Genomic DNA, 12259 nt, shown 5'->3' on the forward strand with positions numbered 1-12259 from the left:
GCGGGCGACGACTTCGTCAACGGCGGGTTCGGGCACGACCGGATCAACGGCGGCACGGGCGCGGACAAGTTCTTCCATGTCGGCGCCAGCGGTCACGGCTCGGACTGGGTGCAGGATTACAGTTCGGCCGAGGGCGACGTTCTGCTGTTCGGCATCGGATCGGCCACCCGCGACCAGTTCCAGGTCAACTTTGCCCATACCGAAAACGCCGAAGGCGAACGTGCCGGGGACGATGCCGTCTCCGAGGCCTTTGTGATCTATCGCCCGACAGGCCAGATCATGTGGGCGCTGGTCGATGGCGAGGGACAGAGCTCGATCAACCTCAAGATCGGCGGCGACATGTTCGATCTCCTGGCCTGATCCTTTCGGGGCGGAGCAAGACCCACGCCCCGGGTATCCATGCGGGGATTACTCCCGTTCCGTACCACCCGATTTGTCGGGTGGTACATTGATTTGAAACGATCATTGGTGGCAATCCAAACTGTGGGATGAAATTTCATGGCAACCGGTTTTGCAGGTACGGTTTTTCTCGGCCCCGAGGGGTTGTCGCAATTCGGGCGCAAGGTCCGCTCGGTCGGAGACCTGAACAATGACGGCATCGCCGATCTGGCGATCGCGGCTCCGGCGGCTGGCAATGGCTATGCCGGGCCGGGGGACAATGTCGACCAGGCCGGGATCGTCTACGTGGTCTACGGGCGGTCGGGCGATCTGGACCCCGGTTACGATTTCGCCTTCGATGGCGGCCTGACCCCGGACGGCGTGTTTTTCTCGGTAATCGAAGGGGATCTGGCCAATGGCCGGCTGGGCGAAGCGCTGAATGCGGCCGGCGATATCGACGGCGACGGTATCAGCGACCTGGTGGTGGGCTCGGACCGCTATGGCGATGGCGGCGCGGCCTTTGTGATCTTTGGCCAGGAGGGCGGGCTGGCGCCCCGCACGGTGACGGGCAACCTCGATGCCGCGGCAGGAATAAGCCTGCCGGGCCCCACGGGGGTCCAGTTCGCGCTCGAGGCCGAGGGGATCGGCGATTTCAACGGCGACGGGCAGGACGATCTCTACATCTCCAGCCAGAACGACAATCAGGTGCTCATCCGCTTTGGAACCGGCAGTGGTCTGGGTGACACGCTGACCCTCACCGGAACGGATGCGCGCGGAGCGCCGGTGGGTGACCTGAATGGCGACGGGCTGGGCGATATCGCGATCAAGACGCAAAGCGGCGCGGCCATGCTGGTCGTCTTTGGAGACAGCAGCTGGACCAGTGGCACCCGGCATGTGGACAGCATCGTTCCCGATGGCAGCAACGGGTTCACCTTCGCCAGCGGCTCGCCCTGGGTGACCGAGGGGCTGGGGGATGTGAATGGCGACGGGCTGGGCGACATGCTGGTGCTGAACACCGCTGGCGCGGCCTTTGTGATCTTTGGCTCGGACAGCGGCTTTCCGACCACGTTCTTCCCGACCGCTCTTGACGGCAGCAATGGCATGCGGCTCACCGGGGCGGGTGTGTCCTTCCAGATCGGCGGGGTCGGGGACATCAACGGTGACGGGATCCGCGATTTTGTCCTGGGCAATCAGAACGGCGGCACTGGCACCGCCTATATCGTGTTCGGACAGAGCGCGGGCCATCCGGCCGAACTGGACCTGACCACACTGGACGGGACCAACGGCTACCGGTTGCAGGGGGTCAATACCAACGACAACCTTGCCGGCGGGCAGCTGGGCGATTTCAACAATGACGGGTTCGCCGACCTGATCGCGGGGGCGGCCCGGTTCGACGGTCCGGCCGGATCGGGCGGCATCCTGAACTGGGATGTGGGCGGAGCCTTCATCGTCTATGGCGGCCCCGAGAGGCTGCGGGCCTTCGACGCGGCGGACGGCGCGGCAGACGGGCAGCTATCCCTGTCCCAGATCGGAACCGAGCTCAGCTTCGAAGAACCTGATCCGGTACCCATCGGCACCGGCGGTGGCGGTGGGTCTGAACCGATCGAGGGCACGGTCGAGGCCGAGGCTCTGACCGGAACAGCGGGCGACGACACCATTCTGGGTTTTGGCGGCAACGACCGGCTGCTGGGCGAGGCGGGCAACGACAGTCTTGACGGCGGCACCGGAGCCGACACGCTCAATGGCGGAGATGGCGACGACACGATCATCGGAGGCCCTGCCGCCGACGACCTGCGCGACGTAATCTATGCCGGCGAAGGCAATGACTCGGTCGATGCAGGTGCGGGTAACGACCTGATCTTTGGTCAGGGTGGTAACGATACCATCGCCGGTGGCTTTGGAGTGGACGAGATCCAGGGCCAGGACGGTGACGATGTGATCACCGGGTCCAGTTTTTCCGACCTCGTCTTTGGTGGTGCGGGCGACGATTTCGTTAACGGCGGCTTTGGCCACGACCGGATCAATGGCGGCACCGGGGCCGACAAGTTCTTCCACATCGGTGTTGCGGGCCATGGTTCGGACTGGGTACAGGACTATAACGCGGCCGAGGGCGATGTGCTGCTCTTTGGAAACGCACTTGCCCGCGCCTCCGACTTCCAGGTGAATTTCGCGCACACGGAAAGCGCCGAGGGCGAGCGGGCCGGCGACGACGATGTGCAGGAGGCCTTTGTGATCTATCGCCCGACGGGCCAGATCATGTGGGCGCTGGTGGATGGCTCGGGGCAGGACAGCATCAACCTTCAGATCGGGTCGGATGCGGTTGGCCTCACGGTCGATCTTCTGGCGTGATCCGGAAACGGCACGAGACAGTCGCGCCGCAAGACGAGCCGCAGGCCGGGATCTGCATGCCAAAACACGCCGCGGGCTTGATCATTGAACTGGCCTGCGGCTTCGCCTATGCACGGGGCAAGGGGCCGCGCGCAGGATTTTCCCAAGGATTTGAAACGACAGGGCACAAGTCCGGGTTGGCGCGAACACGCGTTCCGGAGGGATCGGCCGGTCGAACACCCCGAAGAAAGAGGATGACCAGTTGGGATTGAGAAATTTGTTCAGGCGGGCACCCCGGCCCAGGATTGCGGTTGCGGCCATTTTCAAAAACGAGGGCCCCTATGTTCTGGAATGGGTGGCGCATTACCGGCTGCTGGGCTTTGACCGCATCATCGTGGCCGACAACAATTCCACCGACGAGACGACGGATATCCTGAAGAAGCTGGATGCCGCCGGGATTGTCACCCATCTCCCCTTTCCCGGAGAACCCGGAAAGCCGCCGCAGATCTGGTCCTACCTCAGGATGTTTCTCGATCACGGCAACAGCGTCGACTGGATGGCCTTCGTGGATGCGGACGAGTTCATCGAACCGGTCCCCGGCACCCCCGGGCTGAGCGACTGGCTGGCCGCCTTGCCCGCCGATGTCGGCGCGGTCGCCCTGAACTGGAAAGTGCACGGCTCGGCGGGGCGCAAGGCCCCGGGTGAGGGGCTGGTGCTGGAACGTTTTCCGACACGGGCGCGCGACGAACGGGGCATCAACGCAATTTTCAAGTCGATCTGCCGGTGTTCCGCATTCGACAAACCGATCAACGCACATTTTTTCAAGCTGAACCCCGGTTATCGCTATGTCGATAGTTCCGGTCAGAATCTAGCCAGAGCGGAAAAAACAGGCTTGTCGGTCAAACCGGTTTTTAAATCGTTCTTCGTACGCCACTACATCACAAAATCCGAGGAAGAGTTCCGGAACCGCAAGGCCTCCCGCGGCAGAGCCAGCCGAACCGACATGGGCTACGCAGATGATTTCTTCAAGGCAGTGGACCATAACGAACTGTCAGACCCGGTAGATCCGCGCTGGGTGGCCCGGGTAAAGAAGGAAATCGGCCAGCTCCAGCGCCGTATTTCCAGGCATTGAGAGCAGCCGTCTCTGACCGGCTGGAGAGGTGGCGGGCATTGTGATTTTCAATCCTGGTATTTTTTGCCTATTTGTCGCCCGATTTCGCATTAGTTTGTCGCCCGATTTCGCATTAGACTGCCGAGAGGCCAGAACATTACATTGCATTGAGGATAAACATGGCAACGTTGAACGGTGACAATGGCAACAATGACCTTCTCGGCACCAACAATAACGATACCCTCAACGGTCTGGGCGGCAACGACACGCTGACCGGCCTGGCCGGCAACGATCTGCTTTCCGGGGGGGCTGGCAACGATTTCCTGATCGGGCGCGAGGGCAACGATACGCTCGACGGCGGCGCTGGAACCGACGAGGTTCTCTATTACCGGGAGATCGGGGGGCAAGGGGTCACCGTCAATCTCGAAACCGGCGAGGCCACGGATACCTATGGAAACAACGACCGGCTGATCGGAATCGAGCGGGTCTACGGCACCAGCCACAATGACGTGCTGATCGGGCGGAACGGGGCGGGCGACCTGCTAATCGGGCGCAGCGGCAATGACAGGATCGACGGGGCGGGCGGCAATGACACGCTGGTGGGCGGTGCGGGCCGCGACGCGCTGATCGGCGGCAGTGGCAACGACATCGTGGCCTATTCGATGGAATCCGGCAGCAGTGGCGTGCGCGTCGACCTGCTGGCAGGCACCGCGACCGATACATTCGGCAATGCCGACACGCTCACCTCGATCGAATATGTGATCGGCACCAACCGCAACGACATCCTGCTGGGCAGCAATACCGACGGTGACCGCCTGTTCGGTCGCGACGGCGATGATTTCATCGACGGCCGCGACGGCAACAACCTGATCTTTACCGGGGGCGGCGATGATCAGATCGTTGTCGGGACGACCCAGGTCGATGCCCGCGATACCGTGGTGATCGAGGGGCGCGGCAACAAGGTAATCACCGGTACTGGCGCTGCAGGCACCCGTTATGCCCATCACCTGGTCTTTGACAATGACAGCGGGGTCACCGTGAACCTCGCCACCGGCATCGCCACCGCCACCGGGCTGCGGGTCGATTTTTCCGCGGCGCTGTTCTTCCTCGAGGTCAACGGCACCTCGTATGACGATCACCTGATCGGCGGCAACCCACGCCACGACTACTTGGAATGGCTGAGCGGCAACCGCGGTAACGATACGATCGACGGCGGCGGCGGTCGCAGCAACACGGTCATCTATGATGACGAGGTCACGATCGGATCCTTCAACCATGAACTGGGCCGGCAGGAATTCGGCAACCGCGGCGTGGTGGTGGACCTGGGCGCCGGCACCGCGACGGACACGTTCGGCGATACCGACACCCTGATCAATATCCACGATATCCGTGCCACCGGCTTTGGTGACCGGCTGGTCGGCAGTGCCGACAACAACCGGTTCTGGGGCTTGGGCGGGGCCGATACGATCGACGGCCGGGATGGCACCGACAGCGTGCATTACAGCGATGACACGCTGGCTGGCGGGACGGCGGGCGTGGTGCTGAACCTGGCGACAGGAACCGCCACGGACGGTTTCGGGAACACCGACCGGCTGATCAACATCGAGGATGCTTTCGGCTCGGGCAGCAACGACAATTTCACCGGCAACGCGGTCAGCAACCGGCTCGAAGGCCTGGAGGGCGACGATACGCTGGATGGCGGTTTCGGCAATGACATCCTGCTGGGCGGGCAGGGCAATGACCATGTGATCGGCGGCGGCAATGATGACGAGATCTGGGGTAATGCGGGTAACGACACGCTGGATGGCGGCGCGGGGGCGGGCGACCTGGTGCAGTATCGCGATGCCACGGCCGCAGTGACCATCAACCTGGAGACCGGCAGCGGTTCGGACGGGCTGGGCGGCACCGACACGATCCTGAATGTCGAAAACGTGCACGGCTCGGACCTGGGCGACCGCCTGACCGGCAATGGCACCATCAACCGGCTGTCCGGCTTCGAAGGGAATGACACGATCAGCGGCGGCGGCGGCAATGACATCCTGCTGGGCGGCAATGGCAGTGACAGCATCCTGGGCGGCGATGGCAATGACGAGATCTGGGGCGAGGCCGGCGCCGACACGATCGACGGCGGCGCAGGGGCGGGCGACCTGATCCGCTATCGCAACTCGGCCTCGGGGATCCGCGCCGACCTGCTGGCCGGTACGGTGCGGGACGGGTTTGGCGAGACCGACCGGGTTTCCAATGTCGAGCAGGTTCATGGCTCGGATTTCAACGATTTCCTGCAAGGCTCGGACGCGGCCAATACCTTGCTGGGCTTCGAGGGTGCCGACACGCTGGCCGGCGCCGGCGGCGACGATGTGCTGTCGGGCGGCAATGGCGGCGACAGCTATGTCTTCTATGCCGGGGACCGGATCGACACGATCAACGACCTGGGCGCCAATGCGGGTGGCGACGACACCGTCTATGTCATGAGTTACCGGTCCGAGAACGCCAACGTGGTGCTGGCCAACCCGGCCGACCCCAACAACAAGGCGGTGGTGCTGAATTTCGGCAGCGACCGGGTGGTGATGGCCAATACACGGGACATCGGCGCCACGGGCGCGATCGAGCGGATCGTGTTCGGCGATGGCGAGATCTGGACCCAGGCAGACCTGGTGGCCCGGATCGGACAGATCCTGATCCCGGCCTCGACCACGGCGACCGGGGGCGGCGACTCGCTGGGCGGCACCCGGAACGCCGATACCATTTCGGGGCTGGGTGGTGACGATATCGTCACCGCACTGGAAGGCAATGACAGCATCGACGGCGGATCCGGCAACGACACGTTGCACGGCGGGGCGGGCGATGACACGCTCAAGGGCGGCAGCGGCAATGACCGGATGTCGGGCGGCGACGGCGCCGACAGGTTCATCGTCACCCTGGGCATGGGTCAGGACACGGTCACCGATTTCGACGCCGCCACCGACGTGCTGGACCTGAGCGCGCTCAGTGCGGCCGAGCGCGCCGCCATCGTGATCAGCACCGATGGTGCCGGCAACGCGGTGCACAGGCTGGGGGATGGCTCCTCGATCACCCTGGTGCCGACCCCGGAGAACCATCAGCCGACCGGCGCGGTGACGATCACCGGCACGGTCCGGCAGAATGCCACCCTGACCGCGCAGACCTCCACTCTGTCCGATTTCGACGGGCTGGGCACCCTGAGGTACCAGTGGCTGCGGGACGGGGTTGCGATCGACGGCGCCACCGCCAGCACGCGCGTGCTGACCCAGGAGGATGTCGACGCCCGGCTGTCGGTGGTGATCAGCTATACCGATGGGCGCGGCACCGCGGAAAGCGTGACCAGTTCCGAGACCACGGTGGTGGAAAATGTCAACGATGCGCCTGTCGGCTCCCCGGTGATCGAGGGCACGGCCCGCGAAGGCAACCTGCTGACCGTGAACACGGGCACGATCCGCGATACCGACGGGCTGGGCAGTTTCAGCTACCTGTGGCTGCGCGATGGCAACCCGATCGACGGTGCCACCGGCGACAGCCATGTGCTGGGTCCGGACGATGTAGGCAGCACCATGCGCGTCCGGGTCAGCTATACCGACGGGCAGGGCACCGCCGAGACCCTGAACAGCACCGCGACCTCTGTCATCGCCGGATCGGCCCTGACCCTGATCGGCACGCCCGGCAACGACGTGCTGACCGGGAATGGCGGCAACGACACGTTGCGGGGGCTGGACGGCGCCGACCGTCTGGTCGCGCTCGAAGGCGATGACAGCCTGGAAGGTGGCGACGGCGCCGATATTCTCAACGGGGGCGACGGCAACGACACGATCATCGGCGGCAACACCGAGGATGACGTGCGCGACGTGATCTATGCCGGCGAGGGCGATGACAACGTCGATGCCGGGTATGGTAACGACCTAGTTTATGGCCAGGGCGGCAACGACACCATTGCCGGTGGCTTCGGAGTAGACGAGATCCAGGGCCAGGAGGGCGATGACGTGATCACCGGGTCCAGTTTTTCCGACCTCGTCTATGGCGGTGCGGGCGACGACTTTGTCAACGGCGGCTTTGGCCATGACCGCATCAACGGCGGCAGCGGCGCCGACAAGTTCTTTCACGTGGGCGCCGCGGGTCACGGTTCGGACTGGGTGCAGGATTACGCGGCCGCCGAGGGCGACGTGCTGCTCTTTGGCATCGCAACAGCCACCCGCGCCGATTTCCAGGTGAATTTCAACCACACGGAAAATGCCGAAGGCGAGCGCGCTGGCGACGATGCGGTCAAGGAAGCCTTTGTCATCTACAAGCCCACCGGCCAGATCATGTGGGCGCTGGTCGATGGCGAAGGGCAATCCGCGATCAACCTTCAGATCGGATCGGACGTGTTCGAACTTTTGAGCTGAGCCTTGTCGGGGGGTGAATCGCCACCCGAACGCTCCATGGCGATGCTCGGACGCCCATCGTGAGACCCCTAGGACAAAATGTGCAAACATTGGCCATATCCTGCCAACGTCTTTCTTCCATCTTTCGCTTATAGATCATCGCGCTGTATTGCGTTTTGCGGGATATGTGGTTTTTCTCACCATTTTGGGTGCATGTCGAGCGATACGGTTGCTAGGATTTCCGCGCGAGGTTCTGCTGGCGCATCATCTCGAAGTGATAGGCAATCGCGTCGCCTACATCGTCGAAGTAATGCAGTCGCCCGTCCACCAGGACGGCGCCGGCTTCACACATCTGCCGCATCATCGGCGGCGCATGGGTGACCACGATGGCACCTGCGTTGCGCATACGCTCCTTGAACAGGGCCTGGGCCTTGACCTTGAATATCTCGTCGCCCACCGAAGTCACTTCGTCCACCAGATAGGTGTCGAAGGGGATGCCCATCGACACCCCAAAGCCCAACCGCGCCCGCATGCCCGAGGAATAGGTGCGGACCGGCTGATGAAAATGTATGCCCAGTTCGGCAAAACTTTCGACGAAGTAGAGCAGTTCCTCGGTATCCACCCCATAGACCCGGGCAATGAACCGCACATTCTGCGACCCGGTAAGGTCCTGGTGGAACCCGCCTGCCAACCCCACTGGCCAGGAGATGGTTCCCGTGGTCCGGATACGCCCCGAATCCGGCTCGATGGATCCCGCAATCATCCGCAACAGGGTCGATTTTCCGGCCCCGTTCCGGCCCAGCAGCCCCACCGACACCCCCGAGGGAAAGGTGAGGTTGAGATTGTCGGCGACCACCTTCTGCTCGCCGCGGAAATGGAACGCCTTGTTGAGGTTCTCGAGACGGATCATCGCTCGGGCCCACCTATCTGCGGTCGCGCAGGCTGTAATAGATCAAGAGCAGGATGAACCAACCCACAAGCAGGAAACCCGCCACCAGCAGCGTCAGGATCGACCTGTCCGGTGCGGTTGCGGTTTCCGGCATGGTCGGCAACAGATAAGCAGTGAGGTACCGGCTGGTGCGCTGCGCCTCGGACACGGCGGCATCATAGGCGCTCAGCGAACTCAGATAGGTCTGTTCAGCAAAACGCAGATCGACCAGCAACTCCTCGTACTTGCCGATCACCTCGGCATAGCCCTGCTCGGGATCGCCGCTTTCACTGGCCCCCTGACCGCCAACGCCAAGCTTCTTGCGCTCTTCGCCGATCCGCTTCTCGATCACCTCGATGGTGCGGGCGATCTGTTCCAGGCGCGGGTCGTTGTCGCGAGAGGTCTGCGCCAGCTTGTCCCGCTCGATCAACTCGGCGGCCAGCTGCGACTGCAACGCGTTCAACAGGCCCATCTGCCCGGCGATATCCGCCTCGGGGTCGACGATCTGGTTGTCGATGCGGAAAGCGGTCAGCGCCTTGCGCGCCTCGATCAGCCGGGCGATGGCCTTGTCGCGTTCCTCGGCCGCATAGCCGGTCGCATCATCGCGGGCGACCGCGCTCATCGCGTTGATCTTGCGGCTTGCCTCCTGAAACACCAGTTCCGCCAGCCGGTGCGCCTCGTCCGGCGTGAAGGCGAAGGCGCGCACCTCGATCAGCCGGTTGGACCCGTAATAGACCCGCACCATGCTCGGCCAGTATTCCACCAAGTCCTCGATGCTGCTGTCGGCCGGCAGGGCGAAAACCGGGTCGTAATCCGGCCTGGAGAACACGGTGCGCAGATCCAGTTGCTCGTTGACGTGTTCGACCATCTCCTGGCTTTGGATGTATTCATAAAGAATATCCGTATCCGAGGAACTTGCCGAGGATATCCCCGCAAGCCCGCCCAGCACATCGAGCGCGGATTTCGTCTCTTCGGCGCGCACGGCAAAGCCCATCCGCGACTCGTACTGATCGGCCGCGATAAAGAACATGTACCACGCGGTCACGGCGATCGGGACGATCACCAGAAGCACGAAGCTGGCAAGGATGCCGCGGTGCCGGCGGCGCAACTTCGTGGTACCCGCCATCGGCGGGACCTCGATCACCTGGGGTCCGGACGGAGGGGCCGCGGCTGGTTTCGCTTGCGGCACAGGAGTAGGCTGGGTCAATTCGGGACCTTTCCGAAAACCTTTGTATCCGGCCTCTTATACCACTAAGACGGCCATGAGAACCGCTCAATTGCCGCCGTGAAGACAACGTTTCGATGACCGCTTTCCCAGCCAAAACGCCACGCAACCGCCGCCTGCGGTCGGCGCGCACGATCCTGGCGCTGATGCTGCGCGAGATGGCCACGTCCTATGGCCGGTCGATCATGGGCTATCTCTGGGCGATCGTCGAACCGGTGGCAGCACTGGCGCTGCTGACGCTGGTATTCTCGGCCTTCCTGCGATCGCCACCGATCGGATCGAATTTCCCGCTGTTCTTCGCCTCGGGGTTTCTCGTCTTCAACATCTACGTGGACGTCGGCAATAACGTGGCCAGAGCGGTTCAGTATTCGCGGCCGCTGCTGGAATTTCCCGCTGTGACCCCCCTGGACACGATCCTGGCCCGGTTCCTGCTCAATTTCATAACCCATCTGATGATCATCACGATCATGCTGACAGGGATCATCGAAATCTACGATCTGCACCAGATCATGGATTTCCGCAAAATGATCCTGGCGCTCCTGATGGCGGGCGGATTCGCGCTCAGTATCGGCATCTTCAACTGTTACCTGTTCGTCGCCTTCCCGTCCTATGCCCAGATCTGGGCGATCCTGAACCGGCCGATGTTCATCATGTCGGGTGTCTTTTTCCTGTTTAACAACGTCCCCCAGCCCTTTCGCGACATTCTCTGGTTCAATCCGATGATCCATATCGTTGGAATGATGCGGGCAGGCATCTACCCGACCTACGAGGCGGATTATGTCTCGGTTACATATGTGGCCGGGCTTTCCATGGTGCTGAGCTTGATCGGGCTACACCTGATCCGTCGTTATCTGCGGGATGCCATGAACCTGTAAGCCGACTCCGTCAGAACGGGCCAAGTGCATCCAGCAAGGCCCGAAATCGCTCGATCATGCCGCCCTCCAGCAGGTAGTCCTGGCTGACATAGGGCGTATTGGCGACGGTGTGATCCTTCAGCAGGCGCCCCTCCTCCGACAGGTTCTCGACCCGGTTGCCAAAGGTCTTCAGGAACATCCGCTCCAGATGGTCGTACAGAAAGACCGGATAGGGGCGAACCTGCTGCAGGTAGGGCTTCATCCCGGTCGCGATTTCGGCCAGGTCGTCGGCAAGTTCCTCCCGCTTGCGGGTCAGGGCAAAGCGCACCGCCGGAGACGGCGGGCGCCCGGCAAAGGCCATCTTGTTCAAGAGCCGTAATATCTCGGTATTTTCCGGGGTCTGGCGGCGGTTCTCCCGCCGTTCCTCGGCAATATCGAGCTTGAGGCCCAGAACCTCGCGGCAGAAATGCGTGACGATGTCGTCGCCGGCAGCGACCATCATGTCGTAGGAGAAGATGCGCAGGCGCCGGGGACCGACCACCTTGGCCCAAGGTTCGAGACATTTGAGGTAATTGAGGTAGATGCTCGCCATCGGGGCCGAGACCTGGGTATTGAGAAACTCCAAAAAGGTCCGGCTGTTCCCATGCTTGACCAGTTCCTGCCAGACCGACGGCAAAAGATGATCCCAGCGGCGGGCGTAATAGACGATTTCAAGATCCTCCGGATCGAGCGCCTCGATCAGGATCCGCACGCCCTCGGCGCCGATATGCGCGAGGTTCTCCGAGGAGAAGATCACCGTCCTGTTGTCGGGCAGCGCGGCCAGATTCTCGATCACGCCGGGCGGCACTTCGTGGAACTGCTGCAAGCGGGCAGGGATGCCGTGATGCCCCGGCAAGAGCAGCATCTGCGCGTGACGTCCGAAACCGGGATAGTCATAGCCATTGGCCAAAAGCGTGTCGCGATGCTCGAACAGGACCTCTTGCAGGCTGCTGGTTCCGGTCTTGGCCGGGCCGATATGCATAATGAACTTTCTTTTCATCGCTTTAACGCCAAACTGCCTTT

7 protein-coding genes and 1 pseudogene are annotated in these 12259 nt (G+C 62.6%); 5 read left to right on the forward strand and 3 right to left on the reverse strand.

The features are described from left to right. The 4 genes and pseudogenes from G0P99_RS04630 to G0P99_RS24670 all read left to right on the forward strand — a co-directional run. Nucleotides 1–360, forward strand: a pseudogene (locus tag G0P99_RS04630) (hypothetical protein); the annotation flags it as partial. 138 nt (nucleotides 361–498) lie between these two features. Then, nucleotides 499–2727, forward strand: coding sequence for an FG-GAP-like repeat-containing protein (locus tag G0P99_RS04635; protein ID WP_164128195.1), 2229 nt, complete (start codon nucleotides 499–501; stop codon nucleotides 2725–2727). 241 nt (nucleotides 2728–2968) lie between these two features. Beyond that, nucleotides 2969–3838 carry a glycosyltransferase family 2 protein gene (locus G0P99_RS04640; protein WP_164128197.1) on the forward strand — a complete coding sequence of 290 codons (870 nt, stop codon included), beginning with the start codon at nucleotides 2969–2971 and terminating at the stop codon, nucleotides 3836–3838. Nucleotides 3839–3996: 158 nt separating this feature from the next. Next, complete coding sequence (locus G0P99_RS24670) at nucleotides 3997–8211, forward strand: calcium-binding protein (RefSeq protein ID WP_164128199.1); 4215 nt, start codon at nucleotides 3997–3999, stop codon at nucleotides 8209–8211. Nucleotides 8212–8422: 211 nt separating this feature from the next. On the opposite strand, the gene G0P99_RS04650 is transcribed toward G0P99_RS24670, so the two are convergent. Beyond that, entirely contained in the window at nucleotides 8423–9100 is a 678-nt protein-coding gene (locus tag G0P99_RS04650; RefSeq protein ID WP_164128201.1) for an ABC transporter ATP-binding protein, read from the reverse strand. Between the two features lie 13 nt (nucleotides 9101–9113). Continuing rightward, nucleotides 9114–10244 carry a sugar transporter gene (locus tag G0P99_RS04655; protein WP_164128204.1) on the reverse strand — a complete coding sequence of 377 codons (1131 nt, stop codon included), beginning with the start codon at nucleotides 10242–10244 and terminating at the stop codon, nucleotides 9114–9116. Between the two features lie 176 nt (nucleotides 10245–10420). Between G0P99_RS04655 and G0P99_RS04660 the strand changes: the two genes are divergently transcribed. Continuing rightward, complete coding sequence (locus tag G0P99_RS04660) at nucleotides 10421–11218, forward strand: ABC transporter permease (protein ID WP_164128206.1); 798 nt, start codon at nucleotides 10421–10423, stop codon at nucleotides 11216–11218. Nucleotides 11219–11228: 10 nt separating this feature from the next. On the opposite strand, the gene G0P99_RS04665 is transcribed toward G0P99_RS04660, so the two are convergent. Further along, nucleotides 11229–12218 carry a hypothetical protein gene (locus tag G0P99_RS04665; protein WP_164128208.1) on the reverse strand — a complete coding sequence of 330 codons (990 nt, stop codon included), beginning with the start codon at nucleotides 12216–12218 and terminating at the stop codon, nucleotides 11229–11231. Nucleotides 12219–12259 lie beyond the last annotated feature (41 nt).

This window comes from Ruegeria sp. PrR005, assembly GCF_010500245.1.
In the GTDB taxonomy this organism is placed as follows: Bacteria; Pseudomonadota; Alphaproteobacteria; order Rhodobacterales; family Rhodobacteraceae; genus Ruegeria_B; species Ruegeria_B marisflavi.

Excerpts from the sequence above, each read along its gene's own strand:
- G0P99_RS04635 (WP_164128195.1), top strand. The coding sequence starts at position 499 with ATGGCAACCGGTTTTGCAGGTACGGTTTTTCTCGGCCCCGAGGGGTTG.
- G0P99_RS24670 (WP_164128199.1), top strand. The coding sequence starts at position 3,997 with ATGGCAACGTTGAACGGTGACAATGGCAACAATGACCTTCTCGGCACC.
- G0P99_RS04650 (WP_164128201.1), bottom strand. The coding sequence starts at position 9,100 with ATGATCCGTCTCGAGAACCTCAACAAGGCGTTCCATTTCCGCGGCGAG.
- G0P99_RS04655 (WP_164128204.1), bottom strand. The coding sequence starts at position 10,244 with ATGGCGGGTACCACGAAGTTGCGCCGCCGGCACCGCGGCATCCTTGCC.
- G0P99_RS04660 (WP_164128206.1), top strand. The coding sequence starts at position 10,421 with ATGACCGCTTTCCCAGCCAAAACGCCACGCAACCGCCGCCTGCGGTCG.
- G0P99_RS04665 (WP_164128208.1), bottom strand. The coding sequence starts at position 12,218 with ATGCATATCGGCCCGGCCAAGACCGGAACCAGCAGCCTGCAAGAGGTC.